29 protein-coding genes are annotated in these 26,062 nt (G+C 56.9%); 14 read left to right on the top strand and 15 right to left on the bottom strand.

Features of this window, described 5'->3' with window-relative positions; genetic code table 11:
• Positions 1-22 precede the first annotated feature (22 nt).
• On the bottom strand, positions 23-1,195 hold the full coding sequence (sucC, locus tag VFA76_08335; protein ID HZR31846.1) for an ADP-forming succinate--CoA ligase subunit beta: 1,173 nt from the start codon (positions 1,193-1,195) through the stop codon (positions 23-25).
• Between the two features lie 100 nt (positions 1,196-1,295).
• Here sucC and trpD point away from each other — a divergent pair, with 100 nt between their 5' ends.
• Entirely contained in the window at positions 1,296-2,414 is a 1,119-nt protein-coding gene (gene trpD, locus VFA76_08330; protein HZR31845.1) for an anthranilate phosphoribosyltransferase, read from the top strand.
• Between the two features lie 72 nt (positions 2,415-2,486).
• On the opposite strand, the gene VFA76_08325 is transcribed toward trpD, so the two are convergent.
• From VFA76_08325 to rlmB, 4 genes are read right to left on the bottom strand one after another with little or no spacing between them, the layout of a single operon-like run.
• Positions 2,487-2,963 carry a DinB family protein gene (locus VFA76_08325; protein ID HZR31844.1) on the bottom strand — a complete coding sequence of 159 codons (477 nt, stop codon included), beginning with the start codon at positions 2,961-2,963 and terminating at the stop codon, positions 2,487-2,489.
• A 41-nt stretch (positions 2,964-3,004) separates the two neighbouring features.
• Positions 3,005-4,429 carry an MBL fold metallo-hydrolase gene (locus VFA76_08320; GenBank protein HZR31843.1) on the bottom strand — a complete coding sequence of 475 codons (1,425 nt, stop codon included), beginning with the start codon at positions 4,427-4,429 and terminating at the stop codon, positions 3,005-3,007.
• 49 nt (positions 4,430-4,478) lie between these two features.
• A complete protein-coding gene (locus VFA76_08315; GenBank protein HZR31842.1) occupies positions 4,479-6,290 on the bottom strand; it encodes a hypothetical protein in 1,812 nt (603 codons plus the stop codon).
• The gene (gene rlmB, locus VFA76_08310) at positions 6,287-7,072 is read right to left on the bottom strand and encodes a 23S rRNA (guanosine(2251)-2'-O)-methyltransferase RlmB (protein ID HZR31841.1); all 786 of its coding nucleotides are present in this window, start codon (positions 7,070-7,072) and stop codon (positions 6,287-6,289) included. The genes VFA76_08315 and rlmB overlap by 4 nt, the downstream gene beginning before the upstream one ends.
• Positions 7,073-7,190: 118 nt before the next feature.
• On the opposite strand from rlmB, the gene VFA76_08305 reads away from it, so the two are divergent.
• From VFA76_08305 to VFA76_08275, 7 genes are all read left to right on the top strand, one after another.
• Positions 7,191-7,895, top strand: coding sequence for a phosphatase PAP2 family protein (locus tag VFA76_08305; protein ID HZR31840.1), 705 nt, complete (start codon positions 7,191-7,193; stop codon positions 7,893-7,895).
• 447 nt (positions 7,896-8,342) lie between these two features.
• Entirely contained in the window at positions 8,343-8,840 is a 498-nt protein-coding gene (locus tag VFA76_08300; protein HZR31839.1) for a hypothetical protein, read from the top strand.
• A gap of 330 nt (positions 8,841-9,170) precedes the next feature.
• On the top strand, positions 9,171-10,187 hold the full coding sequence (locus VFA76_08295; protein HZR31838.1) for an HD domain-containing phosphohydrolase: 1,017 nt from the start codon (positions 9,171-9,173) through the stop codon (positions 10,185-10,187).
• 14 nt (positions 10,188-10,201) lie between these two features.
• The gene (locus VFA76_08290; GenBank protein ID HZR31837.1) at positions 10,202-13,084 is read left to right on the top strand and encodes a response regulator; all 2,883 of its coding nucleotides are present in this window, start codon (positions 10,202-10,204) and stop codon (positions 13,082-13,084) included.
• Positions 13,081-13,443: a response regulator gene (locus VFA76_08285; GenBank protein HZR31836.1), complete on the top strand. Its 363-nt coding sequence runs from the start codon at positions 13,081-13,083 to the stop codon at positions 13,441-13,443. The genes VFA76_08290 and VFA76_08285 overlap by 4 nt, the downstream gene beginning before the upstream one ends.
• Positions 13,444-13,455: 12 nt before the next feature.
• Positions 13,456-14,133 (top strand): response regulator, encoded by a 678-nt coding sequence (locus VFA76_08280; GenBank protein HZR31835.1) that lies wholly within the window; start codon positions 13,456-13,458, stop codon positions 14,131-14,133.
• 193 nt (positions 14,134-14,326) lie between these two features.
• A complete protein-coding gene (locus VFA76_08275) occupies positions 14,327-14,650 on the top strand; it encodes a hypothetical protein (GenBank protein ID HZR31834.1) in 324 nt (107 codons plus the stop codon).
• 19 nt (positions 14,651-14,669) lie between these two features.
• Here VFA76_08275 and VFA76_08270 read toward each other — a convergent pair whose 3' ends face one another.
• Entirely contained in the window at positions 14,670-14,933 is a 264-nt protein-coding gene (locus tag VFA76_08270; GenBank protein ID HZR31833.1) for an SWIB/MDM2 domain-containing protein, read from the bottom strand.
• 224 nt (positions 14,934-15,157) lie between these two features.
• Between VFA76_08270 and VFA76_08265 the strand changes: the two genes are divergently transcribed.
• The 6 genes from VFA76_08265 to VFA76_08240 all read left to right on the top strand — a co-directional run bounded on the left by VFA76_08265 (position 15,158) and on the right by VFA76_08240 (position 18,956).
• On the top strand, positions 15,158-16,018 hold the full coding sequence (locus VFA76_08265) for a type II CAAX endopeptidase family protein (GenBank protein HZR31832.1): 861 nt from the start codon (positions 15,158-15,160) through the stop codon (positions 16,016-16,018).
• A gap of 48 nt (positions 16,019-16,066) precedes the next feature.
• Positions 16,067-16,660 carry an orotate phosphoribosyltransferase gene (gene pyrE, locus VFA76_08260; protein HZR31831.1) on the top strand — a complete coding sequence of 198 codons (594 nt, stop codon included), beginning with the start codon at positions 16,067-16,069 and terminating at the stop codon, positions 16,658-16,660.
• 24 nt (positions 16,661-16,684) lie between these two features.
• Complete coding sequence (gene mtnA / locus VFA76_08255) at positions 16,685-17,734, top strand: S-methyl-5-thioribose-1-phosphate isomerase (GenBank protein ID HZR31830.1); 1,050 nt, start codon at positions 16,685-16,687, stop codon at positions 17,732-17,734.
• Between the two features lie 46 nt (positions 17,735-17,780).
• A complete protein-coding gene (locus VFA76_08250) occupies positions 17,781-17,993 on the top strand; it encodes a hypothetical protein (GenBank protein ID HZR31829.1) in 213 nt (70 codons plus the stop codon).
• Positions 17,994-18,123: 130 nt separating this feature from the next.
• The gene (locus VFA76_08245; protein HZR31828.1) at positions 18,124-18,558 is read left to right on the top strand and encodes a hypothetical protein; all 435 of its coding nucleotides are present in this window, start codon (positions 18,124-18,126) and stop codon (positions 18,556-18,558) included.
• 140 nt (positions 18,559-18,698) lie between these two features.
• Positions 18,699-18,956, top strand: a complete 258-nt coding sequence (locus VFA76_08240; GenBank protein ID HZR31827.1) for a hypothetical protein — start codon at positions 18,699-18,701, stop codon at positions 18,954-18,956.
• Positions 18,957-18,967: 11 nt separating this feature from the next.
• Here VFA76_08240 and VFA76_08235 read toward each other — a convergent pair whose 3' ends face one another.
• From VFA76_08235 to trpB, 9 genes are all read right to left on the bottom strand, one after another.
• Positions 18,968-19,651, bottom strand: coding sequence for a CoA transferase subunit B (locus VFA76_08235; GenBank protein ID HZR31826.1), 684 nt, complete (start codon positions 19,649-19,651; stop codon positions 18,968-18,970).
• Between the two features lie 136 nt (positions 19,652-19,787).
• Positions 19,788-20,069 carry a hypothetical protein gene (locus VFA76_08230; protein HZR31825.1) on the bottom strand — a complete coding sequence of 94 codons (282 nt, stop codon included), beginning with the start codon at positions 20,067-20,069 and terminating at the stop codon, positions 19,788-19,790.
• 120 nt (positions 20,070-20,189) lie between these two features.
• Positions 20,190-20,885 (bottom strand): CoA transferase subunit A, encoded by a 696-nt coding sequence (locus tag VFA76_08225; protein HZR31824.1) that lies wholly within the window; start codon positions 20,883-20,885, stop codon positions 20,190-20,192.
• 143 nt (positions 20,886-21,028) lie between these two features.
• Positions 21,029-21,463, bottom strand: a complete 435-nt coding sequence (locus VFA76_08220) for a DCC1-like thiol-disulfide oxidoreductase family protein (GenBank protein HZR31823.1) — start codon at positions 21,461-21,463, stop codon at positions 21,029-21,031.
• 64 nt (positions 21,464-21,527) lie between these two features.
• Complete coding sequence (locus VFA76_08215; protein HZR31822.1) at positions 21,528-22,412, bottom strand: prephenate dehydrogenase/arogenate dehydrogenase family protein; 885 nt, start codon at positions 22,410-22,412, stop codon at positions 21,528-21,530.
• Between the two features lie 87 nt (positions 22,413-22,499).
• Positions 22,500-23,507, bottom strand: coding sequence for a 3-deoxy-7-phosphoheptulonate synthase (gene aroF / locus VFA76_08210; GenBank protein HZR31821.1), 1,008 nt, complete (start codon positions 23,505-23,507; stop codon positions 22,500-22,502).
• Between the two features lie 8 nt (positions 23,508-23,515).
• Positions 23,516-23,836, bottom strand: coding sequence for a chorismate mutase (locus VFA76_08205; GenBank protein HZR31820.1), 321 nt, complete (start codon positions 23,834-23,836; stop codon positions 23,516-23,518).
• Between the two features lie 70 nt (positions 23,837-23,906).
• Positions 23,907-24,704 (bottom strand): tryptophan synthase subunit alpha, encoded by a 798-nt coding sequence (trpA, locus tag VFA76_08200; protein ID HZR31819.1) that lies wholly within the window; start codon positions 24,702-24,704, stop codon positions 23,907-23,909.
• Between the two features lie 84 nt (positions 24,705-24,788).
• The gene (gene trpB, locus VFA76_08195) at positions 24,789-26,045 is read right to left on the bottom strand and encodes a tryptophan synthase subunit beta (protein ID HZR31818.1); all 1,257 of its coding nucleotides are present in this window, start codon (positions 26,043-26,045) and stop codon (positions 24,789-24,791) included.
• Between the last annotated feature and the right edge of the window lie 17 nt (positions 26,046-26,062).

Genomic DNA, 26,062 nt, shown 5'->3' with positions numbered 1-26,062 from the left:
TTCCGCCGCCGAGACGGCGGTGCTACTTGCCGGCTGCGGCAACAACTTTTTCTGCCGCCTCTTTCATGTTTTCCGCGACAATGAAATTTATTCCCGATTGTTGCAGAATCTCACGTCCCTGCTCAACGTTGGTCCCTTCCAGACGCAAAACAATCGGAAGCTGAATATTAGTGCTGCGCGCCGCCTGCACTAAACCGTTGGCAAGCGTATCTACGCGCAGGATGCCGCCAAAAATGTTGATCAACACGGCGCGGACGTGCGGATCTTTCAACAGGATTTCGAAAGCGTGCGTCACCTGTTCGGCGCTGGCGCCGCCACCAACATCGAGAAAGTTCGCGGGCATCCCGCCGGCGTATTTGATGATGTCCATGGTGGCCATCGCAAGCCCGGCGCCGTTCACCATGCAGCCCACGTTGCCTTCGAGCTTGATGTAGTTCAGCCCGTACTTCGAGGCTTCGACCTCGAGCGGGTCTTCTTCGTTGGTGTCGCGTAAATCTTTGATCTCTTTGTGGCGGAAGAGCGCGTTATCGTCGAAATTCATTTTCGCGTCCAACGCGAAAAGGCGGCCGTCTTGGGTGGTGATAAAAGGATTGATCTCCAGAAGTGAGGCATCCGTATCCTCAAAGGCGCGGTAGAGGGCGGTCATGAATTGCGCGGCTTGCGGCACTTGCTTGGCGTTGAGCCCGAGAGCGAAAGCCAGCTTGCGCGCCTGATACGGCAGCAACCCGAGGCCGGGATCAATTACCTCTTTCAGGATGGCGTCGGGATTTTCCGCCGCGACTTGTTCGATCTCCATACCGCCTGCAGCCGAGGCCATGAACACCGGCCGTGCGGAGACGCGATCAAGAACGATCCCCAGGTAAAGCTCTTTAGCGATGGGCAGTGTCTCCTCGATCAATACGCGACGAACTTCTCTGCCCTCCGGTCCGGTCTGGTGGGTGACGAGCTTCATGCCCAGCATGCGAGAGGCGATATCAGCCGCTTCCGCGGCCGATTTGGCAATTTTTACCCCGCCGCCCTTGCCGCGCCCGCCGGCGTGAATTTGGGCCTTCACTACCACGCCGGAAGCGCCGGATCCGAAAAGCTCATGGGCGGCGGCTTGAGCCTCCTCGCGACTGGTGACCACTTTGCCGCGGGGCACCGCGACACCGTATTTTGCGAGTATCTCCTTGGCCTGATATTCGTGGATTTTCATTTGGTTCTGAGAGGCTTCCCTGCAGTTACGGACGGCGGGCAGGAATCTTTGATTTTAATAAACGTTCGCAGGTTCGGCAAACCGGCACCGGTTGCCTGAGGTGACGAAAGGCTCTGCCATATTCATAGTGACCTGCACCGGGAATGTGGCATTCTGTAGCGTGCCCATGATCACGGAAGCCCTGCACAGCATTGCGGACCACCACGAGTCGCTCACTCGCGAACAGGCCCGCGCCGTAATGACGGAGATCCTCACCGGGAAGTGCAGCGACGCACAGATTGCCGCCCTGTTGGTGGCGCTGCACATGAAGGGCGAGACGGTGGAGGAGATAGTCGGTTTTGCAGAGGCCATCCGGGCGGCGGCCACGCCGTTGCGAACGGCACGAGATTCCGCGCTGGACGTCAGCGGCACGGGGCGCGACGCATTGGTTGACACTTGCGGCACCGGCGGCGATGCCAGCGGGACGTTCAATATTTCGACTGCCACCGCGCTGGTGGTGGCGGGCGCCGGAGTGCGCGTGGCCAAGCACGGCAACCGCAGTATTAGCTCCAAATGCGGCTCGGCGGACGTGATGGAGGCGCTGGGGGTGAACATCTCCTTGCAGCCCGCGCAAATTGCAGCGTGCCTGGAGCAGGTGGGGATCGCATTTTTGTTTGCGCCGGCGATGCACTCGGCCATGAAATTCGTGCAGACGGCGCGTCGGGAGCTGCGCTTACGAACCGTATTCAATCTGTTGGGGCCACTTACCAATCCCGCGCGTGCGTCGGCACAAGTAGTGGGAGTGTATTCGGCGGACCTGGTCGAAAAACTCGCCGAGGCGCTCAGCATGTTGGGGCTGCAGCGCGCGCTGGTGGTGCACGGCGAGGACGGATTGGACGAAATCACCATCACTGGGCCGACGCGGGTGGCCGAGGTGCGAAATGGCACAGTACGGAGTTACGAGGTCACACCGGAGGAGTTTGGATTTACGCGTGCCCCCATTGAAACCCTCGGGGGCGGGGACGCAGCGGGAAATGCCGACATTATTCGAGGTATTCTGGATGGCGAACAGTCACCGCGGCGGGATGTGGTCTTATTGAACGCGGCGGGGGCGCTGGTAGCCGCGGCACGCGCCGACCATATCCGCGATGCGGTGCCGATGGCGGCAAAGTCGGTGGATTCGGGAGCAGCGCGGGAGAAGTTAGCAGCGCTGGTGCAATTCACGAACACCGCTACTTAGACTTGCGTGGGCACAGGCGGACTGGCGAGCTACGCTCGCCCGGGCAGCCGAGGGCGGCTCCCCCTACGTGAGTTAGGCGGCTTGCTGCTTCAGGCGTTCGATCTGCGCCAGGTGATTGGGGCCGTGTCCGGCCATCATCTGCACCAGTTCTGCCACGGTGACTTTTCTTTTGTGTTCCGGATGATAGGCGCCTTTATCCAAGTCTGCGGCGTGGAGGCGGCGTAACAAGCGCAAGGTCGAACGCCGCATGAGCGCGTACTGCGCCACCAGTTCCGGCGGTGAAGTCTCTGTGTAACCGAGATTTTTGGCCCAGTCATTCTGATCTATGGGCGCGATGGTCGGCTCTTTGTCGGCCAGCATCTGGCGCAAGCGGTAGGCGTAGAGGATTTCCATGTCCGCCAAGTGCGCCAGTATTTCCTGAATGGACCACTTATCGGGGGCCGGCTTGTACTGCATGACTTTTGCTGGAAGGCCAGCCACAGAGCGCGCGATCTGCTCGGGGCTTTTCTCGGCGGAATCGAGGAGTTGTTTGAGTTCTTGTTCAGTCATGTGGGCCTCCTGCGCGATCGGCAATTGCGGATCGAAAAACGTTACTTGATCGGCACCTGTTCCATCCATTTGGCCACCTCGACGTTCCAGTGCAGCGATTGAACCATGGTCTGGCGCAGAGCGGCGGCTGAGTCGGGATCGCCATGAACAAGGTAAGTCGCCTGCGGCGGTTGCGGAAAAGTTCGCAGCCACTGCAACAGCTCGGGAGTATCAGCATGGTCGCTGAACTGCTCCAGGGCCACGACTTGGGCGCGAATGGGAACAACTTGCCCGAAGATTTTCACTTCCTTAGCTCCGCTCTTGATGGTCGCGCCCCGCGTCCCTTGGGCTTGAAAACCGATGAACAGCACCAGATTGCGGGGATCGGGCAGGCGCAGCATTAAATGATGTTGCACCCGACCGCCGGTCACCATGCCGCTGGAAGAAACGATGATGGTGGGGTAGCGGGAGTCATTAATTTTTTTGGACTGCTCCGGCGTGGTGTCAAAGTGAAAATCCGGCCAGCTCAAAGGCGATCCGCTGCGGGCGATGAGTTCTTTGGTCGCCGGTGTAAATTCCTCCGCGTGCTTCAGGAAGATGTTGATGGCCTGAATTGCCATGGGACTATCAGTGTGCACCGGCACATGCGGTATTTGACCGGAATCCATCAGCTCTTTCAGGATGAACAAGAACTTCTGGGTGCGCTCAACGGCAAATGCGGGCACCACAACGCTGCCGCCGCGCGCAACCGTCTCGCGGATCAGCTTTGCCAGTTCGGGGCGGGGATCGTTAGTGGGGTGCAGGCGGTTGCCGTAGGTGGATTCCATTACCAGCACATCCGTGGCTTCTCCCTTGGCGGGACCCGAATAAACCACCTCTCCTGGCGCAACCGTCGAATCGCGCACGCGCCCGATATCGCCGGTGAAGAGCAGGCGCCGGCTGCTGCCGTTTGAGTTCAGAGTAATCTCCGCCATGGAAGAACCCAGCATGTGTGCCGCCCGAACGAAGCGGAACGACATTTCTGGACTGACCTGCACGACCTCTTCATACTTCACCGGACGAAAATATTGCAGCGATTGCTGGGCCTCAGCAAACGTATACAAAGGTAGAGCGGGGTGATGTTTCGAGGTCTTGTGCTTGTTGTGAAAGGCGGCGTCTTCTTCCTGCAGGTGGCCGGAATCCGGCAGCAGGATGCCACAGAAATCTATGGTGGCCTGGGTAGCATAAATCGGCCCGCGAAAACCTGCCTTCACCAGCCGAGGAATCCAGCCTGAATGATCCAAGTGGGCGTGGGTGAGGATCACCGCATCTATGTTGCGCGGTGGAATGGGCAGGTCTTGCCAGTTGCGCAAGCGCCACTCTTTAAGACCTTGAAATAATCCGCAATCCACCAGCACCTGCATGCCGGGATTTCCATTGGCGGTGTTGATGAGGTGCTTGGAGCCGGTAACCACTCCAGCCGCACCCAGGAATTGGATGTAGCTCACGCAATGTCCTTTCCTAAAGGAGATTGATTGTAGCGCCGGGAGGGCAGGATCATTGGGGACTTTCAATCCTGAAAGCGTTGTTGTTATCTTCTACTTCTGGAATGCTGCCGTCGTTTACGGCTGCTTGCGAAGGAGCCGCGGGCACTTCTACTCTGATTGCGCCGGTACCGTCGGCAGGTACCAATACCCTTTGCTGCGCCTCTCGTCCATCCGGTAGGCGTACGATTACTGGCGCCTCCGCACCAGCATGGCCAGTGTTCTTCACGGTGACCGTCACCAGATAGCCTGCGCGTAGCATCTGCCGCGGATAGGCCGACTGCACCTGCAGGTCAGGTAGTCCGCGGTCGCGGTACACCCAATCGTCAAAAAACCATTCCAGGCTGTGCTTCGCTTGCGCTTCTTTGGAACGCGTGGTCTGAGCTTCGATGAGGCGCTGCATGTAGGAGGGCTCCTTATCATCTTCGGCACGATACGATTGCAAGGCGCGCTGCAACGCTGTATCACCAACCATATCTCGTAACATCCACCACACGTACATGGCCTTGCTGCGGTAGAAAACTTCCCCAGTAGCAGCGATAAGAGACTGGCTTGCCGGCTCGGCCGCTTCCACTGAGTCTGCGTTGGGAGGAGACTGGGTCACAGGTTTCTCGCTTTGAACTTTCTCCGCCTCGCGCAGCGCGGGCAGGTGCTGCTTCATATAATCGAGGGCAGCCTGGCGACCATCTTGTTGCTCCCGTTCCAGGGCTTGGGCAAAATGGGCCAGGCCTTCGTAAATCCAGGGCCGCATGGACAGAATGCTGGCGTGAGCCAATTGATGTACAAGCGTCAGTTCCAACGGCCTTCGTTGCTGCGAGTCATTCAGCACCGCCTTTAAAGGCGTAAACAACATCGGGCCGCTTTCGTACGGCAAAGCGTTAGTGTCCGCGAGCTCGACGATTTTTACTTTTTCGCGGGTGGGCCCGAACCACTGGGTGACGAAAGGGGCTAGCTGCTCGGTGGTATTCACATAGTCTTCGGCGGCCAGCTTGTGCTCGGGCAGGTAGTAGGCGGTGGCTGCCGGCCGGTCAAGGGTGGAGTAGCTGGCAATGGCGAAGGTAGGTACGAGTAGACCGATTTGAGGAAAGCGATAAGGTGCGCATCCAGCAACAGTTCCCTCGGCGGCGCCTGCGCGGCGGCCGATGCCCTCGAGTTGCCCATTTGCCACCACGGTCAACGGCGCTTCTGCCGTCCAGCAGAAATTCACCTTCATGGTGGATTGCGACTGGCGTTGCTTCCACTCGCCCAGCGCGCTGAAAAGTTCGTCGCCTTCGGACAAGCTGGCAGCCTGGATGGCAACCGGGTACCAGGCAACGTATCCCACGCCGCGCACTGCGGTAAATGCGCTGCTGATCTGGTCCCAGTCGCTATGCGCTGCAACCTCCGCCGGAGTGCCCATGCGGGTGAGGCGGACGCTGTTTGCGGGGACCGTTCCGCCGTACGCCACCTCAAGTTCAACCGCACTTTTGGATGGAATCGCCGCTGGCAGGGTGACGATCGCCTCGGAGACATCGCCGGTGTGGTCAACGTCAGAGGCGTAGAGCTGGCTGAGGAACTGCACCGGCTTGCCAGCCACTTTTATTGAGCGCCAGTAGAGGGTAGAAGAGATTTGCAGCGCGGCAATACGTTGCGCACTGGAAGAGTCGTTCCGCAGCTTGACCTTTCCCGTAACAGCTAAGGACTGCTGTGCGGGAGTGATTTGCGCGGCAAGGTCGTATTCAGTAAAGGTGAATGCGTTGCGATCTACTGCCCAGGCATGTGCCGCGCAACTGAGCAGCGCCAGGGTCAGCAGAAACCGTGCAGATAGAAAATACCGCAAACTCATCTGCGCGCTCGCCGGGGCTCGGCCTGGTCGGCCGGCGCGGCTTTGGGTCGATCGGCGCGGCGGCGCTGGCGGGCGATCTCGTAGAGCACCACTCCCGCGGCCACGGACACATTCAGAGACGGCACCTTGCCCAGCATTGGAATTGAGACCAGAAAATCGCACTTCTTGCGCACCAATTCGTGAATCCCTTTTCCTTCAGCGCCGAGCACGAGTGCGGTATCCATCCTGTAATCCACAGCGTCGTAGCTTTGAGAGCCGCGTTCGTCCAGGCCGACGATCCAGAAATTCCGAGATTTCAGTTGCTCAAGCGTTCGGGCGATATTGGTAACCTTCGCGATGGGCAGGTTCTCAACCGCGCCCGCCGAGGCCTTGACTACAACCGGGGTCACGCCGGCGGCACGCCGCTCAGGGACAACGATGCCATCCGCACCGGCAGCTTCGGCGGTGCGTATGATAGCGCCCAGATTGTGCGGGTCCTCCACGCCGTCGAGCACAACGATAAGCCCGTGCTCCCCACGTTTGGTGGCCAGGATATCGTCCATGTCGGTGTACTTCTTTTCGGAAGTGACTGCTACGACGCCCTGGTGGGCAGAGCCGCCGGCCAGCCGATCGAGGTCCTGCCGGGGCATAAAGCGCACCGCAACGCCGAGCCGACGGCACTCGTCAATCACGCGCTGCACTCGGCCGTCATGGCGCTCGCGAGCCACGCCCACGTACTCGAAACTCCGGCCACGCGCCTTCAAAGCCTCGGCGACCGCATTGATGCCGTAAACCAAGTCCATTGTGATCAGTTTACTGCCTGGAGGGAATTGCCGCAGGCTGCGGGTTGCCCCTGCTCTGTTGAGCCTTCTCTTTGTGCGGGGTGCAAATGGCTTGGATATTTTGGGATACAGTCCTTGTATGTCCGCTGCCAATCCAACTGCTTCGCCTCGCACCTTTGGCGCGCTGGTGCTCGCTAGCCTTGCGGTGGCAACAGCTTGCCTGCTTCTGTTTTCCTGGTTGGCGGAGGAGGTTTTCGAAGGGAGCACCAGTAAGTTCGATTTGCAGGTTCGACTTGCAGTCCATCAGTGGGCGTCGCCAACCCTGACACAAGCAATGCGGGCACTCAGTGTGGTGGGATCATTTGTCTTTCTCTCCAGTTTGCTGGTGGCGCTGGTTGTGGTTTTTCTGCTTATTGGTTGGCGAAGGGCCGCGATATGGCTAGCCATCGCCACGGCAGGAGGCGCGATACTCGAATCCACATTGAAACTACTGTTCCAGAGAGCGCGACCGCTGGCATTCTTTGGGCCAGACCCACGCACGTACAGCTTCCCCAGCGGGCACGCGCTGGCTTCCTTCTGCTTTTATGGAGTGCTGGCAGGCCTGCTCACGACCCGCATTCAGAAGCGGTGGTTGCGGGTGGTCATCTGGGCTGCGGCCGCATTGCTGGTGACGGGCATAGGATTCTCCCGCATTTACCTGGGTGTGCATTGGCCTACAGATGTAATCGCCGGCTACGCCGCGGCGGCGGTCTGGGTGGGAGGATTGATCGTGCTGGATCGCCTGTTTCAACATCGGAAGAGAAGGCGGCGTGGCGCAGTCAGTGCTGTTGAAGGTCAGAAATAAGGTGAGAAGGCTGTTCCCAATGATGATCGGGAATGCGGTAGAATCGCCACCTTCCCCAGAGGTGTGGAGTGACCATCTGGACAGATCTCATCAAGATGGTGGTGATTTCGTCTCTACTCTCGCTGGGACTATCCATCCTTGCTGTCCTGATCGTTGGTTCGTTTGATAGGACAGTTCCGCTGGTTGCGCCGACACCCAAATGGCCCTTGTTGCTCCTGTTTGGGGTGCTTTGGTGGATTTCCCTCAAAGCTGGATATTGGTGGGTCTTTCAACGGTGGACATTTTACCCTCCGCAGTAACGCGGAGAAGCCCGGGGGCCTGTTTATGCCACCTTGCACACGTGACTCTGGCCGCTGCGAGGCTGCTTACGCCGCAGCGCCGTGTGCCGATCTTTGAATTGTGATTGGCAGGAAGTGTAGTCTGAGCCTGATTGCAAGGACGCCTAAGATGCAGATCTCTGCCCACCTCCTCGCGGTTGTAATCCTCACGAGTTTAGTGATTCCAGGCTCCGCGCAACATTTCAAGTTATCCCCTAAAATTCTTTCTGCCAAGTGGGTGTACTTTGACGATCGGTCCGGCGTAGCCCTTGTTGGAAAGAAAGCTTCGGATCAGCTGAGGAAGTGGGGCCGACTCAGAATCACTCAAGATAAAGATAAGGCCGACCTAATACTTTTACTCTCGGCGGACCCTTACAAAGGTGGCTACATTATTACCGCAGGAGGGCAGACTGGAACTATCCGAAAGAACGGGAGCCTGGCTACAGATCCGATTCCTAAGTACCACAAAGCGGCACCGGTGCGTTACGCATATCTCACTGTGATCGACCCTGAAACCGGAGACAATCTTTGGAGTGAGTCCCATCAGTGGGGTGGTCTGCTCACCGGCTTCAACAGTGTAGGGGAATATCTGATTAAGCAATTGGAAAAGGCGATGAAGGCTCCGTGAATGGTGCTGCACCGGGCATAGGATCTCCCGCATTTACCTGGGTGTGCATTGGCCTACAGATGTAATCGCGGGCTACGCCGCGGCGGCGGTCTGGGTGGGAGGATTGATCGTGCTGGATCGCTTGTTTCAACATCGGAAGAGAAGGCGGCGTGGCGCAGTCAGTGCTGTTGAAGGTCAGGAATAAGGGGGGACTCCGGCCTGCAGTGTAGTTCCCCCCCCGGGTAACTCCGAGCGCCGTCACAGGAGTCTTAGAGTACGCTGGACTAAATGGCTCAAAACGGATGACTACGGTAACTAACCGCCAAAACCAAACTCTGTGAAAATCGGGGAATGCCTGTCCTTTCTGCTTCGGAAAGAGATGGTACACACGGCACCATTCTTGTCGCCGATGACGACGAATTAAATCGTATATTGTTTGACGAACTCCTTACGTCAGCGGGCTATAAGGTATCGACGGTTCCGGATGGCGCCACCGCGTTACAGGAGTTCAAGCGCGCGCGGCCGGATCTGATGGTGCTCGATGTAATGATGCCGGGCTTGAACGGATTTCAGGTATGTGAGCAGATCAAACAGAATCCGGACACCTGTTTAACCCCGGTAATTCTTGTGACAGGGCTGTCGGCGAAGGAAGACAGGGTCAACGGCATCAAAGCCGGAGCCGATGACTTCCTTACACGCCCGGTGGACCAGGCTGAACTCCTTGCCCGTGTGCGATCGCTGTTACGACTCAAAGCTCACACCGACGAACTGGAGAGAGCAGAATCGGTGCTATTCGCTCTTGCCCGCAGCATCGAAGGCAAGGACCCGTGCACACACGGCCACTGCGAGCGGTTATCCGACTATGTGACCTGTTTAGGCAGGCACCTCGGCCTACCACGTGAGCAGATAACCGCCCTGCATAGGGCCGGCATCGTCCACGACGTCGGTAAAGTAGCCGTACCAGACGCCATCTTGCTCAAGCCCGGCCGCCTCACCGACGAGGAATGGAAAATAATGCGTGAGCATCCCGTCGTGGGCGAGCAGATATGCGCCCCGTTGAAGTCTTTCCGGCTGGTCCTTCCGATTATTCGCCACCACCACGAAAAGTTCGACGGATCAGGTTATCCCGACGGGTTAAAAGGCGACAAAATACCGCTGACCGCGCGGATATTGCAGATCACGGACGTTTACGATGCGCTTACCACAATTAGACCCTACAAACGGGCACTTCTGGTTTCCGAAGCTCTCGCGGTCATGGCTGAAGAAGTAGCAAAAGGCTGGTGGGACGCGGACATTTTTCGCGAATTTAAGGCCATGGTTACCAACCCTCTTACCACCCGTGCCCGGTCAGCTGGGGCGGGAACATAACCGCAGTTTCTGGCATGAAATTCTCAAAGACATTGGCGACCTGTTTAGAGAAGTGGATCTCCAGGGGCCGGGTGCGGCTTTACATCTTGTTCTTGTTTCTGATGGTGCTCCCGATCGCATTTTTCGCATTTTCTGTCACTCGGGTTTTAAGACAGCAAGCTGAAACTCAGGCAGCCGTTGAGAGCAGGCAGATAGCACGATTGTCGGCTACCCTCGTCGAAGAACATTTCCGGCAGAGCACGGCATTTCTTGAGGCTTTTGCGATACGCCGATTATTCCGTCACGCCTGGGCGGAGCGCAATTTAAGCGACCTCACAGCACACCTGGCTCAAGCTAAAGCTTTGCGCCCTGATTTCCTGTTTGTAAGCGTGTATGACCTCGACGGCACAATGCGTGGTATTTACCCGCCCGATACCGCTGTGATCAATCAAAATTTTGCTTTTCGGGATTGGTACAAGGGCGTAAGCCGACAGTGGAAGCCTTATATTTCAGAGGTCTATCAAACGGCGGTCTCAGGGCATCAAATCGTGGTCGCCATTGCAGTGCCGGTAAAGGATGACCAAGGCGAGCCTATTGGCATCCTGATGGCCCCTTACGCGGTAGACGTTATCAGCAAACGATTGGTTGAGACCAAGCTTGAAGGCGCGTGGACGATCTCGCTCATTGACCAGAATCACCATCTCGCCGCACACCCGAGAATGGATGCGTACTCGGCGCCAGCTGATCTGAGCGGGTATGAACCAGTAAAGCGAGTGCACGCGGGTCACGCTGGCAGTGGGACATTCTTTCGGGAGAATGATAGCTACTTCACCCAGTATGCCCCGGTTCCTGAATATGGCTGGGGGATTTTGGTGGAGCAGCCAACAAAGTCGTTGCAATTAGGCATTGGGGCCGTTGGCCATCGAGTTTGGCTCCTTGGGATGGTCCTTGTTTTCGTCGGACTAGGAGTGGCCGCCTTCATGGGCTCGCTCTACGCACAGTTGGAAACCGGAAACAGGTTCCTCAGCCTGTCACTTGATTTGTTCTGCATTGCTGGCTTGGATGGGTATTTCAAACGCCTCAACCCCGCTTGGCAAGGCGTGCTGGGCTTTACCACTCAGGAACTGATGGCGCGGCCCTATGCAGAATTTGTCCATCCTGACGACCTGCAGGCGACGGCCGCTGAAACGCAGCGGCTCCGGAACCACGAACTTACCTTTACATTTGAAAATCGCTATCGGTGCAAGGATGGCTCGTATAAATGGCTGTCCTGGAACGCTGTTTCCGTGCCGCAGCATGGAAGTATTTTTGCAGTTGCACGAGACATGACTGAACGCAAGGCGGCAGAACACAGAATCGAGCAACAAAATCTCGATTTGGCAGCCCGTAACAGCGAGGTCGAGCACGCCACCAAGCTGAAGAGTAAGTTCCTCGCCAGCATGAGCCATGAGCTGCGTACCCCCTTAAATGCAATCGTAGGCTTCTCGGGGCTGTTATCTGAAGAAACTGCGGGCCAGCTCAACGAGAAACAGAAGCGCTTCGTGGGTCACATTAAGCAGGGGGCGGACCATCTTCTGCAGCTCATCAACGACATCCTGGATCTTTCAAAGATTGAGGCTGGACTGCTGGAAATTCGCTGCGAGAAGTTTGACATTGAGAATGCACTGCCAGAGGTTCTCTCCACGATTCGTCCTCTCGCAATGGCCAAGAATATTGAAGTCTCACATCAGATCAAAACCGAGCGCCTCGTCTACGCTGATCGAATTCGCTTTAAGCAGATTCTGTACAACCTTCTCAGTAATGCGGTCAAATTCACTGCCAAGGGCGGCAGGATCAGCATAGATACGGCCGATCAGGTTGACAGTATCTGTGTTTCGGTTACCGACACGGGAATCGGTATTCGTCCCGAGGACCAGGAAGTTATTTTTCAAGAGTTCCGACAGGTTGGCGGTACTGGAGCTCACGAAGGCACAGGCTTGGGTTTAACCATAACCAAACGGCTGGTGGAACAACAGGGTGGCCAGATTTGGCTGGAGAGTGAGCCGGGAAAGGGCAGCCGATTCAGTTTCACTCTGCCTGTGGCCACGAGCGATGCCGTAACCCCACCTCCGGTGGCTACCGCCACATCAAGGCCGGCCGTCTCAGACGACCGGAAGCCCCTGATTTTGATCGTGGATGACGAAATCTCGGCGCGGGAGCTTCTGGCGAGCTATTTGGAGCCGGAGGGGTATCGCATTGCGATGGCCACCTCCGCTGCCGAAGCTATCACCAAGTCGCAAGAATTGTTGCCCGATGCCATTACGTTGGACATATCTATGCCCAACGCAAATGGATTCGAAGCGTTGCTACAGCTAAAACACACTCCGCGTACTGCCAGCATTCCTATCATCGTTGTTTCCATCTTCGACCAGAGGAAAATGGGCTTTGCCGTGGGGGCCGCCGATTACCTTGTAAAGCCCGTAGACAGATCTCATCTTCTGCGTACATTACAGCAACACATTCGCCCGATGCAGAAGGCGGACACCCCCGTCCTCATCGTAGATGATGACCCCAGAGCTCTCGATCTATTGGAGACTGCACTGCAATGTGCCGGCTACAAGACTCGAACCGCTCAGAGTGGCGCGGCTGCACTGAACGTCCTGTCCTCTACATCCGTGAGCGCAATTCTGCTCGACCTGCTTATGCCGGAGATGGATGGGTTCGAACTTCTGAGGCAAGTTAAGGGGCAGCCCAATTTGAAAGAAATACCTATCTTCGTCCTCACGGCCAAATCATTGACGCGAGAAGAAATTGCACTTCTCAGCCGTGAAACACAGGCATTTTTTCAAAAAGATGGTCCCTGGCAGCGTGAGCTCATCGGGGCAGTCGAAAAAGCCATTCACAAGGCAAAGGTCGCAACGGCGGGAAGCAACTCATGAAAACAATTCTGGTTGCTGAGGACAACTTGGTAAACCGCGAACTGCTGCGCGAGATATTAGAGACAGGTCAGTATCAGGTGGTGGAAGCCGAGAACGGACAGGAAGCTCTGGCCAAAATTGAAGAGACTGAGCCGGACTTGGTGCTTATGGACATTAATATGCCCAAGTTGGATGGTTATGGCGCCATACAGGAGATCAGGGCAAACCCCAAGTTCTGCCGGCTGCCGGTTCTGGCGGTAACCGCCTACGCCATGAAAGATGACAAAGAGCGAATACTTGCGGCGGGGTTCGATAGTTATCTATCGAAGCCGGTAAACGCGGCGGCGCTGCTCCAGCAGGTAAAACAGCATATCTCGTAACAATCTGCAATTATGCCCTTAAAGATACTTGTCGTCGAGGATGATGCTCCCAGCCTGGAACTTATGACTGAAGTTCTTGCTTCGGTCGAAGCCGAGGTTCGGCCTGTGAACGACAGCCTAGCTGCTGCATCGATAATTCTGAAAGAGCGCTTCGACGGAATATTCCTGGACTTGAAGATGCCGAAGCTCGATGGTTTTGGGCTGATGTCCCGCATCCGCGAATCACCCTCGAACAACTCTACACCCATCATCGTTGTCACCGGCAGGGACGAGAAGAAAACAATGCAAGATGCCTTTACCGCGGGAGCGACTTTCTATATTCAGAAGCCGATCGACCGGCAGAAGCTGCTGCGGCTCTTCAGGACTGCTCGCGGAACGATGGTAGATAATCGGCGAAAGTTCGTACGTATCCCTTTGAAGGCAACTGTAACCTGCGACTTTAAGGGCCAAAGCACCAAGGGAACGAGCTGGAATATCAGTCAGGGGGGAATTCTATTCGAAGGCCCGAATCTCCGCGCTCTTGATGAGATCCACCTATCAATTGAACTACCCACAACAGGAATCACTATTCAGACAAGCGCCGTCGTGGTGCGAGTGGATGAGCGTGGACGCGTTGGCGTTCGATTCACTTCGATGAATGACGCTGGACGAAAGGCTATCCGCCAGCTAATGGACCAAGAGCAGCAATAATTCTCTATGTGGCTTTCATTTCTCGACTGTGGTGTGAAGCCTTGCGGGCGGCCCTGTAATTCGACAATCTAGCGCGGTCTGCGACTAGTGTTACACCTGGTCTCTTTGTAAAAAGGTCCGAGTGGACGTAAATTATCCTGCGGTCATGAATGGCGCTGGGTAGTGCGGCGATGGCGCCGAGCGGAGGTGAAGTATGCCAAGGGTAGCCAAGCTTTTCATCTCGAGTTCTGGTTCGGCGGTGCGGGCATTTCTGAGGTTCCGGGCAAACATTCCGCCCAGATGGATCAAAAACGCCCATAAATCCCGCAAGCGCATTGAGCCGGAGGTCATTGCGGCACTGCGCTCGGTAAAGAACATCCAGAAGAATCGGCCGCGAGCACGCGTGGCCCTGAAAGGCGCCAACAAGCATTTCAAAGAGGTACTAGGCCGTTGGGAAACGGCCTATGACAAAGAGAATTTCTACCGGGGAATACGCATTCTTCTGGAGCTGCAGCGGAACGGCACTTCGAATCTGTGACGCTCCGAAGCACCGGGCACTACTTCAGGTGCTTGTTGACCGCCTTGGTCATCTGGAACATGTCCAGCTTCTTCGTTCCGAAAACCGGCTGCAACTTGTCGTCAGCAATGATTTCCCGTTTGTTTTTCGGGTTCTGAAGTTTGTGCTTTTTGATGTGCGCCCAGATCTTCTTGGTGACTTCGCTTCGCGGTAACGGTTTATCGCCGACAATTTCGGCCAGGTGCGCTGAAGGCTGCATTGGCTTCATGAACGCGCTGTTTTTCTTTGCTGCTGCTTTTGCCATTTATCGCTCCGTAAGCGTTTGTTTACTGGACCCTGAATAACGGATCACCCGCTATAGTGAACCAAAATCAAGCCGGGTTCCAGAACTTTTGTTTCTTAACCTGTGTACTTAGTGTAGTCCAGGAATTGGGGGAGCGGAATCGAGAACTGCTGAACGCCGCGGGTATGCATCAGGTTTGGTGCAAGGCAGGGGCCTGAAGGACAAGACACCTGGCAGCAGGGTTGATGTGGCATATCGTTTCCGGCCTTTTGGGATTCGTGTACATTCAGAAGTTGTCGTCCCCACCGACCAACTCGATTCCTGAGTGGCCGTCACCCGCTGCGGCCCCCCAGATCACGGCGCCGCGTCCCGAAGATCCCCCCTTTAGTGGCTGGGATGTTTTGCGCATTGCATTGATGATGGTGGTCACGCTGGCGGTGTTCAGCGTCGGCGTGGTGGTGGTTGCACATCGCCTGGGAATGCTCAGGCGGACATCGCCTGATGAGATTTCGCACAACGTGCTGCTGATCCTGCCGGCACAGTTTCTGGCCTACGTGGTGGTTTTTGGGTTCATGTACCTGCTGATCACCCGGGAGCGTCGAGCACCCTTTTGGACGGCAATCCGCTGGAATTGGCCGCAATCAGGATGGCTGGGGTTCGCTGCCGTGGGCGTGATCCTGGCCATCGCTGGCCAACTGATCTCGGCGCTGCTGCCCATCCCCAAGCAGCTTCCCATTGATCAGTTCTTCCGGACGGCGCGGGACGCGTACGTGATGTCGCTGTTCAGTGTCACCGTAGCGCCCTTCATGGAGGAACTGCTCTTTCGTGGGCTTCTCTATCCGGTGCTGGCCAGGCGATTGGGCGTGCTCTGGGGAGTCATATTAACCGCGTTGCCATTTGCCCTGTTACATGCGTTGCAGCTTGCCAAATCGTGGGGTCCACTGCTGGTGCTCTTCATCGTAGGCCTGGCGCTGACCACCGTGCGCGCGGTCACCAAGTCTGTTGCCGCCAGCATGCTGGTGCACATTGGCTATAACCTGACGCTCTCGGTGATGCTCTACATCGCGAGTGACCACTTCCGTCATCTGGAGCGGCTGGCGCGCTAAGGCAGTGGTCAACTGGCCACTAACCCTGCCGTGTTATGTTAATTCCTTATGCCGTCTGCGCGAGAGCAACTGCTGCGCATCTTGTCGGAGAAGTCGTTCCGGCTGGGACAATTCAAGCTGTCTTCGGGTGGGACCAGTGACTACTACGTAGACTGCCGCACCACTACCCTCGATGCTGCGGGCTCTCGCCTTACCGGACAGGTGTTCTGGGATGAGATCAAAACCCGTGGGTGGAAGCCGCTCGCGGTTGGCGGGCTCACCATGGGAGCGGATCCAATTGTCAGCGCGGTAGCGGTGGTGAGTAGCGAAGTAAGCGGTTTTCTGGTGCGCAAGGCGGAGAAACAACATGGCACAGGGCAGCGTATAGAGGGGTTCCAGGAAAGGGGCGCGCGGGTCGTCATTGTGGATGATGTGTGTACTACAGGAGGGTCAACCGTACAGGCAATTGAGGCGGCGCGCGAATTCGGATTCGAAATCGTCGGAGTGATGTGCCTGGTTGAGCGTGAAGAGGCCGATGGACGAGTCAATGTGGAGCGGGCTGCTAAACCTGCGCCCTTCGTTTCAATTTTTACCGCGAATGATGTGCGGCGTGAGCACGTGCGCCAGGGTGAGAAACTGGCATCGTCCGGCCGGACTGCCTAATCGAATGTCACGAGAATCGAGCTGATGGTCAAGACCTTGGAATGGACCGACGAAGGCGTGCGCTTCATTGACCAGACGAAGCTTCCGTCGGAAGAGAGCTACGTTACCTGCGCGACATACGAAGAAGTAGCAGATGCCATTCGTAAGATGGTGGTGCGCGGGGCGCCGGCGATAGGTGTAGCGGCAGCCATGGGTGTTGCTCTGGGAACGCGGGACGCGGAGGGCGATCACGTTTCTGAACTGCGCCGCAATTTTGATGAAATCTGCGATGCTATAGCGGAGACGCGCCCCACTGCCGTGAATCTTTTCTGGGCCATCCGCCGCATGCGCGACAAGTTCGAGGCTGCGGCTGAACTTCCGGTGGAGCAGATCAAGCAGGCACTCATCCTGGAAGCACAGCGCATGTATCTGGAAGACATTGCCGCCAACGAAGCCATGGGGCAGCACGGCGCAACGCTCATGCCGGCGAGCGGTGGCGTTCTGACGCACTGCAATGCAGGCGCCCTGGCGACGTGCGGTTATGGCACAGCGCTGGGTGTGATACGGGCGGCGGTTGAGTCAGGCAAGAAGCTCCAGGTGTTTGCGGATGAGACGCGTCCGTTTTTGCAGGGCTCGCGGTTGACGGCATGGGAACTGATGAAGGATGGCATTCCGACGACGGTTATTTCGGACAACATGGCGGGAGCCATGATGAAGCAAGGGAAAATTGGCGCAGTGGTCGTGGGCGCGGACCGAATTGCCGCAAACGGCGATGTGGCCAATAAAATCGGCACCTACACTCTGGCCATACTTGCCAAAGAACATGCCATCCCGTTTTATGTTGCGGCGCCGTTTTCGACGGTTGATCTGGAAACCCCCGATGGTAGCAAGATTCCCATTGAGCAGCGGTCCAGCCGGGAAGTGACTCACATTGCGGGCAAAGCAATCGCCCCCGAAGGTGTGCGGGTGGAGAATCCAGCCTTCGATGTGACCCCGGCGAAATACGTTACCGCCATCGTCACCGAGCGTGGCATTGCGCGCGCGCCTTACGAGAAGTCCCTGCGCAGTCAGGCCGATTCAGCCAGCGCAGCATGACGGAACCTTAAGAGAGGATGGCGCGTACTTAAGGGAGAGGATACCTGTGCTGACTTTTCTTCTCTGGTGCTTGCTTTTTGTCCTGTGCTGGCCTTTGGCCCTGCTCGCGCTGTTTTTGTATCCACTGGTGTGGCTGGTCCTGTTACCGTTCCGCATTGTTGGGATCGCCGTTGATGGTGTGTTGGAGCTTCTCTGGGCGATGCTCACATTCCCGGCGCGCCTGTTGCGGTCGTCGGGACGGGCACGAGTCAATATTTAGATTGCGAGGCTTGCAGCTGTAAGCGCTCGGACCGCTTCTATTCCCACAAGACGTAACCTTCAAATCCAACTCTTGACCGTGTTAAGTCTGAACCTTGTTAAGAGCGAGGTCACCGATTCAGGAGAGTGCAATGGAACAGCTACTCAGGTTTGTCGCTAACTTCTTGCAGTCCAGGAACCTCGATAGGCTTCGCGATGATGTGGAAACGAGAGCGAAGCGTGCCACGGTTGCTGCACGGGAGCGCTATCGGCAGGGAAGAAAGGAGCTAGAGCGCCACGCTGATCTCTTTCAGCACAAGCGCTCAAAGAGCTCGCGAGTGCCCAGTCTGCTGGCGGGGATGGGAATAGGCCTAGGCCTGGGCCTTTTGTTCGCGCCTGCGGATGGCAAGACCACCCGGCGACGCGTCAGGGATGCGATGCAGGAATTTCGTGGCGCCCGCAGAGAGGGGAATGAAGCGGACGGTGGCACGGAATCACAGCGGCGGGACCAGTGGGTAGGGGGTATGTCTCGCAAAGCAATTGACTTGCAAGCGGACTCTGAGCAGCAGGCGCCGAGGGCGATCTGACGGCGTCCATGATTGCTTGAATAACCAGGGTTACATAGTTGGTCACGCTTCTGCTGGGGCGCGACTTCTTGTATCCTGTCCAGACCCGTTAGCATCAGTTACTGGACGTCATATAAAGATAGAATTGAGGTACACCAGCAATGAAGTCGGAACAAATTAAAGACCTTCTGGCGATGCTGAAGTTAATACAGCCAGAGCAGAAGCCGGCGGCACGGATCAAAAGATTTGTGGATCTATACCGCACGATCGATGACAAAATTGATTTCAAGAGCCTGCCTGAGGCGGAATACGATGAGCTTTTTTCCGCTTTGAGCACCGCGTGCGGCTTTGAGGATCCGCTGGACGCCTTGGAAGCGGTCGCACAGGCGGGAAGCAACAGCCGGCGAAGCGCAGCATAAATCACGCCATCTCAGCCCTGCATGGTTTTCAGCTCGGGACTGAGGATCAGCGTGGGCTCGGTGACGGCCTGAACATCGTCGGCGGTCAAGCCAGGCGCGATTTCTTCTAGCACAAGTCCAGTCGGGGTCACGCGAATGTACGCCATTTCCGTGACGATGGTATCTACCACTCTCACTCCGGTCAGCGGCAGACTACATTTCTTCAAAATTTTTGGCTGACCCTCGCGAGTGGTGTGCTCCATGGCCACAATCACCCGCCGGGCGCCGGCTACCAGGTCCATTGCACCGCCCATTCCCTTCACCATTTTGCCGGGAATCATCCAGTTGGCCAGATTGCCTTTTTCATCTACTTCCATCGCGCCCAGCACGCTCAGATCAATGTGGCCGCCGCGGATCATGGCAAAAGAATCAGCGCTGGAAAAGTAGGCAGTGCCGGGAATTTCGCTAATCGTTTCTTTGCCGGCATTGATAAGGTCGGCGTCTTCCCGCCCCTCGAGGGGGAACGGTCCAATACCCAACATTCCATTCTCGCTTTGCAAGATTACGTCCATCCCTTGGGGGACGCAGTTGGCTACCAGCGTGGGCATGCCGATACCGAGGTTGACGTAGAAGCCATCACGCAGCTCGCGGGCGATGCGCTTCACGATACGGTCGCGTTTTTCGACATCTTTAGGAACTTTGGAAGTCGTGGCCATGATTTTTTACGATTGAGTGAATCATTGAAGGATTGAGGCATTGAGTGATTGGTTCCGGGTTGTGGCGGCCGACTGGCAATGGCTCAGAGTATCAATGACTCAATCTCTCAAGGTTTCAATACGTCAATCCTAAATCCTACCAGGCGGCTTCTGTACGCCTGAACTGGGTCAACACTCGCTCCAGTTCTTCGTATGAGGTGCGGGCGTCAGCGTGCGACTCGGCGTGGTACTTGTAGGCCGTCGCCAGCAATTCGCCGAAGTGGTCCTCAATGCCGCCCATGGCCTCATCGTAAGCCGGCGCCATGACCGCCAATTCGGCGCCCAGATCGCCCAGCGTAAGACCGCCTTCTTCGTACATGCGGATATAGCGGAGCACGCTGGTGCGAACCTCCTCCACGGTGCTGTCAGGCGCGGGCATAGTTCAGTGTGCGGGAGTGGTGCGTCCCAGGATCATCCAGATCACTACCATTACCAGAACAGCAAGCAGCAACCAATGTCGAGTCCTCACGCGTGCCTCCTTGCATCCCGAAGCCGCGACTCAAGCCTTGCGAACGGTGCGTTTCTCAATGCGCTTTTCGTATGCCTCGCCCTGGAAGATGCGTTTCACGAAAACACTGGGGGTGTGCACGGTATCAGGATCCAGCTCGCCCACCTCCACTAGCTCCTCGACTTCGGCAATGGTGACGCGGGCAGCCATCGCCATCATGGGATTAAAATTGCGCGCTGTTTTGCGATAGACCAGGTTGCCCCACTTGTCGCCCTTCCAGGCTTTGATCAGGGCGAAGTCGGCGCGCAGACAATGCTCCATCAGATACATGCGGCCGCCAAATTCTCGGGTTTCTTTATTTTCCGCCACGACCGTGCCGACTCCAGTGGGAGTGTAGAAGGCGGGTATTCCCGCGCCGGCGGCGCGCATGCGCTCGGAAAATGTACCCTGCGGCACCAGTTCGAGTTCCATTTTGCCGGTGAGCACCATTTCTTCCAGCAGCTTGTTTTCGCCCACGTAGGTCCCGATGTGCTTGCGAATCTGGCCGGCAGCCAATAGCAGTCCCACGCCGAAGCCATCCACCCCGGCATTGTTGCTGATGGTGGTCAGCCGTTTCACACCTTTCTTCAGCAGGGCACGGATCAGATTTTCCGGGATGCCGCAGAGGCCGAAACCGCCAATCATGATGGTGGCGCCATCCTGGATGTCGCGAATGGCCTCCTCGGCATTGGCAACTACTTTGTTCATAAGAGGGCGATTCTACGGTTGAGCGCGATGCCAACGCAAACGGGCACAAGAAGTTCACCACAGAGGAGCACTGAGATTAAACACGCAAAGCAAGGCAAGTAACACTTCATGTTTCGCTGTGTCCTCTGTGGTTAGAACTATTACTAAACTTCGATGAATTTGCGACCATCCTTTTCAGAAGGAAGCGGGCAGACGTCGTAGCGTCCGAAAATACGGTATCGGCTGCGTGCCACCAGGTTGTAGAGCCAATCACGAACCAACCGCGGCAGCAAAGCGAATGCTCCACCAAGAACACGCCAGAATGGCCCCAAGCGGCGCATGATGTTTACCACTGCCTCCGATCGGCCGAAAAACCTCTCTTGGGGAGTGCCGGCATCGAGCACGAGATAGACGGTATCAAGGTTGCCGGGCGACAATCCGTGCCGCTGTAGCAAGTCGCGGGCAAAATTACTCTGCAGCGAGGCGAGCCGGAAACGGTCGTGGCGATCACGAGAGAGGATGAACCGGTTAAAGCGGTTGCACAGCCCGCAGACGCCATCGTAGAGGATGATCGCCGACTGCGAAGGCACTTCGGGCATATCTCAATTCTTTACCACAGAGTGCACAAAGGTACACGAAGGTTCGCAATGCAACGTGCTGTGACTACTCTTTGTGACCCTTCGTGTTCTTTGTGGTGAGCGTTTTTCGCAGTTTGTTGGCGGAAGCAAACTCGCTCTCTAGCTCACGAGTAGAAAGATTTTCGCGCAAGTGGGCGAGCCTTTGCTCTAGCCGCAGGAGTGCCTCCTGAATGTTAGATGGATTCGTAAGCGCAACATCGCGCCACATTGAATAGGGGCTGGCTGCCACGCGAGTCATATCGCGCAGCGTGGGGCCGCCGAGTTCGAGGGCTTCCGGATCGGAGGCGAATTCATTGGCTAGAGATGCCGCAAGCGCAGTGGATACCAATTGCGGCAGGTGACTGATCCAGGCGCAGGCCCAGTCGTGGCGATCGGGTGCCATAGAGAGTATGTGCGCGCCTACGCTGCGTACGAGATCGAGGAAAGCGGCGGCCGGGCTGCCCACCGGAATGTTGTTCTCGAATGGCGTAATCGCCCAAGTTGCCCCGGCAAATAGATCTGCGTCGGCATTCTCGATTCCGCTGTGCTCTTTGCCTGCCATTGGGTGCCCGGGAAGAAAACGGTTCGCGGCATCCTTCCCGAAAACAGCGCGGGCGCGCGCCGCGATTTCGGCCTTGGTGCTACCGACATCGGTGAGAAGAGTTTCCGACGAAATCACCGGCCCTAGCCGCTCTACGAGATCGATTATCGTGCCTACGTTGGGTGCTAAGAGCACAACATCGCTTCCAACCGAAGCCTCTGCTGGATCTGCGACAGCTGCATCAATAGCGCCAATTTTCCGCGCTTGTGTCAGGACCGATTCACGATCGCAGCCCACGATGCGTCCACGAAAGCCGTGCTTCTTAAGGGCCAGGGCGAAAGACCCGCCGATCAGCCCGGTGCCGACGATGGTGATCTGCCGAATGTTCATCGGGTTATATTTTCACTACGGAAGCACGGAATATTGATTTTATTTATCCAATTTCCTGCGTTTCTCTGTTGTCTACGTGGTGAATTATTACGCGATTTTTCTCCCCACTGCGGGAGCGATGATGCGCAGCTCGTCCATTAATTTGCGGAACTGTTCAGGATAAAGCGACTGCGCGCCATCAGAAAGCGCGGTATCGGGACTGGGGTGGACCTCGATCAGCAGCGCGTCGCAACCGGCGGCCACGGCGGCGCGGGCCATGGGCGCGACCTTGTCGCGGCGGCCAGTCCCGTGCGAAGGATCGGCAGTCATGGGCAAATGCGAAAGCTTCTTGATGATCGGAATCGCAGAAATGTCCATGGTGTTGCGCGTATAGGTTTCAAAAGTGCGAATTCCGCGCTCGCACAGGATCACGTCATAATTGCCGCCGGCCATAATGTATTCGGCGGAGAGCAGCAACTCTTCGAGTGTGGCCGCAATGCCGCGTTTGAGGAGCACCGGCTTGCGTACCCGTCCCAACTCGCGCAGCAGGTTGAAGTTCTGCATGTTGCGCGCGCCGACCTGCAGAATGTCCACGTAGGGCAATAGTAACGGGATCTGCGAGATTTCCATGACCTCGCTGATCACCAACAGCTTGAACTTATCGCCCGCTTCGCGCAGCAACTTTAGCGCGTCTTCTCCCAGCCCCTGAAAAGAATACGGCGACGAACGCGGCTTGAAGGCTCCCCCACGCAACACCCGCGCTCCCGATTTTGATACCTGCTCCGCTGCCGCAAGTAGCTGCTCGCGGGATTCCACCGAACAAGGTCCAGCCATGATGACGACAGCATCGCCACCGATTTGAACGCCGAGCGGCAGCTTGACTATGGTTCCCTCAGGGCGGAAGCTGCGTCCGGCCAGCTTATAAGGCGAGCTGATGCGATGCACCTGCTGAACACCGGGCAGCACTTCCAGTTCGCGCACGTCGAAGTCAATGCGCGCTCCCACCGCGCCCAGCACCGTCTGCTGCACTCCGGTACTGCGGTGGATTTCAAAGCCCATCTTCACCAGATGATCAATCATCTGCTGAATCTGTTCCTCGCTGGCCGACTCTTGCATCGCGATGATCAGTCGTTCACCTCGGACTCCAATTCCGTGTCGCCGCCTGTAGACGGGCGTTTTGGAGCAATTTCTTCCTTCTGGATTTTGCGCATGATGTCAATGATGCGTTCATAGATCTGCACCATGTCACGGTGCGAGAGCGGCCCAAGGTTGATCTTCTGCACGTTTTCAAAAATCGTCTTCTCGCGATCGGGCTCATAGATTGGCATATTGGTGTTGCGCTTGAGACGTCCAATCTCGTGCGCCGCTTGCGCCCGCTGATTCAACAGCTCAACCAGCTTGCGATCAATCTCGTCAATTTTCTTGCGCCAATCAGCGATGTCCATGGTTTAACAATAGCTTATTCAAGAATAACTGATTGCCCAACTCGCGCGGACCCAATCGCCACGAGGGCTGCTAAGCAATCGATACGGAATGGCGGCTGGCGGCTGGCTTGCCTTTACGGATCAGGCCGGCAACGAAATCGTGAACCGCCTCTGGCTCGCGGCCCGGATTTCGTTCAATGGTGTGTACGATGGCGCTGCCGACGACGGCCGCGTCCGCGAACTCGCCCACTGAAGCAAACTGCTCAGGAGTGGAAATTCCGAAGCCGACCGCAACCGGCAACTTGGTGTGACGCCGGATACGGCGAACCAGCTCGCGCGCCTCTTCTGAAAGCTGCTGCCGTTCACCGGTAATCCCTGTCCGAGAGACGGCGTACACAAAACCGCTGGACGATTTCGCGATCCGTCGCAGGCGCGCGTCCGGACTGGTGGGCGCAGCCAGAAAGACGGTCGCTAGATTTCGCGTACTCATGCTCCGCAAATAATCGTCCGCTTCTTCTGTCGGAAGATCGGTCATCAAAGCCCCGTCAATGCCGGCATCGGCCGCACTTGCACAGAAGCGCTCAAGCCCGAATTGCAGGATTGGATTGAAGTAGGAAAACACGATCAAACCGACCTGACTCTGGCGACGTAATTCCCTACCCAGCGCCAAAACATCTGCCAGCGTCACTCCTTGCCGCAGAGCACGCTCACTGGCGCGCTGGATTACCGGCCCGTCGGCAACCGGATCACTGAAGGGCACGCCCAACTCGATGGTCTCAGCGCCGGCGTCGATGGCTGCCAGTGCCACCTCACGCGAAACCTCAAGTGTGGGATCGCCACAAGTGAGATAGGCAACGAGTGAGGGCCGACTTTGGAAGGTTAAGGCCATCGGGGAATTTCTAATTTGTATTTGTAAAAGTGAAAAAGCACAAAACTACTAGACGCTACTCAACGTTACGACCTTGCACATTACTCAATTGAAAATCTCTTTCAGGATTCCCATGTCTTTGTCGCCACGGCCGGAGATGTTCACGATCACAACTTCCGACCTTTTCATGCGCGGCGCGCGCTTGATGCACTCAGCGACTGCATGCGCCGACTCCAAGGCCGGGATAATTCCCTCGGTACGCGCCAAGAGCGAGCACGCTTGCAGCGCCTCATCGTCAGAGGCGGACACATATTCCGCGCGGCCGCTGTCCTTAAGGGAGGCGTGCTCCGGACCGATCGCAGGGTAGTCCAGACCAGCGGAAATAGAGTGGGTTGTGGCAATCTGGCCAGCCACATCCTGCAGAACATAGGAATAAGTTCCCTGCAAAACACCGGGGTTGCCGCCTGCCCTGAAGCGAGCGGCATGATCGCCCAACGCAGCGCCACGCCCGCCGGCTTCGACGCCGATCAACTGCACCCCGCGATCAGGAATGAACTGGTGGAAAATGCCGATGGCATTCGATCCGCCGCCTACACAAGCAATGATCGCCGCTGGAAGCTTCTTCTCGAATTTTAAGATTTGCGCCCTGGCCTCGCGTCCGATTACCGAGTGGAAATCGCGCACCATCGTGGGATAGGGATGCGCACCGAGGACACTGCCCAACAAATAATGAGTGGTGCGCACATTGGTGACCCAGTCCCGCATGGCCTCATTGATGGCGTCCTTCAGGGTGCGCGAGCCGGAGTCAACTCCGCGCACCTCCGCCCCCAGCAAGCGCATGCGGAAGACATTCAACTCCTGGCGGCGCATGTCTTCTATGCCCATGTAAACAACACACTCGAATCCAAACAGCGCGCATACTGTGGCAGTCGCTACTCCATGCTGCCCAGCGCCGGTTTCTGCAATCACCCGGCGTTTGCCCATCCGCTGTGTGAGCAGTGCCTGGCCCAGACAATTGTTGATTTTGTGTGCGCCGGTGTGTAGCAGGTCTTCCCGCTTCAGGTAAATCTTGGCGCCGCCGAGTTTGTCGGTAAGGCGTCGCGCGAAGAACAATGGTGTTGGCCGTCCAGCGTAATTGCGCAGCAGGTAATCCAGCTCGCGCTGAAATGTTTTGTCGCGCCGCGCTTGATCGTAGACGCGTTCCAGCTCATCCAGTGCCGCCATCAGCGTTTCTGGAACGTAGCGGCCGCCGTATGGCCCGAAACGACCAGGGACACTCTGGGAAGGCTTACGGGCAAGCGGCTTGACCGCAGCTGGCCTGCTGCGAGAGACAGCTTTACGGGTTGTGGGGCTGGTTGGCATTCTGCTTTCAGACGCTC

Source organism: Terriglobales bacterium (genome assembly GCA_035651655.1).
Classification (GTDB): domain Bacteria; phylum Acidobacteriota; class Terriglobia; order Terriglobales; family Acidobacteriaceae; genus DASRFG01.
This window is presented reverse-complemented; position numbering and strand designations above follow the sequence as displayed.

Coding starts and splice junctions, on each gene's coding strand:
- VFA76_08225 (HZR31824.1), bottom strand. CDS start 20,885: ATGAACAAAGTAGTTGCCAATGCCGAGGAGGCCATTCGCGACATCCAG.
- VFA76_08280 (HZR31835.1), top strand. CDS start 13,456: ATGCCCTTAAAGATACTTGTCGTCGAGGATGATGCTCCCAGCCTGGAA.
- VFA76_08230 (HZR31825.1), bottom strand. CDS start 20,069: ATGCCCGCGCCTGACAGCACCGTGGAGGAGGTTCGCACCAGCGTGCTC.
- VFA76_08325 (HZR31844.1), bottom strand. CDS start 2,963: ATGACTGAACAAGAACTCAAACAACTCCTCGATTCCGCCGAGAAAAGC.
- VFA76_08300 (HZR31839.1), top strand. CDS start 8,343: ATGCAGATCTCTGCCCACCTCCTCGCGGTTGTAATCCTCACGAGTTTA.
- VFA76_08215 (HZR31822.1), bottom strand. CDS start 22,412: ATGAACATTCGGCAGATCACCATCGTCGGCACCGGGCTGATCGGCGGG.
- VFA76_08270 (HZR31833.1), bottom strand. CDS start 14,933: ATGGCAAAAGCAGCAGCAAAGAAAAACAGCGCGTTCATGAAGCCAATG.
- pyrE (HZR31831.1), top strand. CDS start 16,067: ATGCCGTCTGCGCGAGAGCAACTGCTGCGCATCTTGTCGGAGAAGTCG.
- mtnA (HZR31830.1), top strand. CDS start 16,685: ATGGTCAAGACCTTGGAATGGACCGACGAAGGCGTGCGCTTCATTGAC.
- VFA76_08290 (HZR31837.1), top strand. CDS start 10,202: ATGAAATTCTCAAAGACATTGGCGACCTGTTTAGAGAAGTGGATCTCC.
- rlmB (HZR31841.1), bottom strand. CDS start 7,072: ATGGACTTGGTTTACGGCATCAATGCGGTCGCCGAGGCTTTGAAGGCG.
- VFA76_08305 (HZR31840.1), top strand. CDS start 7,191: ATGTCCGCTGCCAATCCAACTGCTTCGCCTCGCACCTTTGGCGCGCTG.
- VFA76_08220 (HZR31823.1), bottom strand. CDS start 21,463: ATGCCCGAAGTGCCTTCGCAGTCGGCGATCATCCTCTACGATGGCGTC.
- VFA76_08235 (HZR31826.1), bottom strand. CDS start 19,651: ATGGCCACGACTTCCAAAGTTCCTAAAGATGTCGAAAAACGCGACCGT.
- aroF (HZR31821.1), bottom strand. CDS start 23,507: ATGCAAGAGTCGGCCAGCGAGGAACAGATTCAGCAGATGATTGATCAT.
- VFA76_08205 (HZR31820.1), bottom strand. CDS start 23,836: ATGGACATCGCTGATTGGCGCAAGAAAATTGACGAGATTGATCGCAAG.
- VFA76_08245 (HZR31828.1), top strand. CDS start 18,124: ATGGAACAGCTACTCAGGTTTGTCGCTAACTTCTTGCAGTCCAGGAAC.
- trpB (HZR31818.1), bottom strand. CDS start 26,045: ATGCCAACCAGCCCCACAACCCGTAAAGCTGTCTCTCGCAGCAGGCCA.
- VFA76_08275 (HZR31834.1), top strand. CDS start 14,327: ATGCCAAGGGTAGCCAAGCTTTTCATCTCGAGTTCTGGTTCGGCGGTG.
- VFA76_08240 (HZR31827.1), top strand. CDS start 18,699: ATGAAGTCGGAACAAATTAAAGACCTTCTGGCGATGCTGAAGTTAATA.
- sucC (HZR31846.1), bottom strand. CDS start 1,195: ATGAAAATCCACGAATATCAGGCCAAGGAGATACTCGCAAAATACGGT.
- VFA76_08295 (HZR31838.1), top strand. CDS start 9,171: ATGCCTGTCCTTTCTGCTTCGGAAAGAGATGGTACACACGGCACCATT.
- trpA (HZR31819.1), bottom strand. CDS start 24,704: ATGGCCTTAACCTTCCAAAGTCGGCCCTCACTCGTTGCCTATCTCACT.
- VFA76_08315 (HZR31842.1), bottom strand. CDS start 6,290: ATGAGTTTGCGGTATTTTCTATCTGCACGGTTTCTGCTGACCCTGGCG.
- VFA76_08265 (HZR31832.1), top strand. CDS start 15,158: ATGTGGCATATCGTTTCCGGCCTTTTGGGATTCGTGTACATTCAGAAG.
- VFA76_08285 (HZR31836.1), top strand. CDS start 13,081: ATGAAAACAATTCTGGTTGCTGAGGACAACTTGGTAAACCGCGAACTG.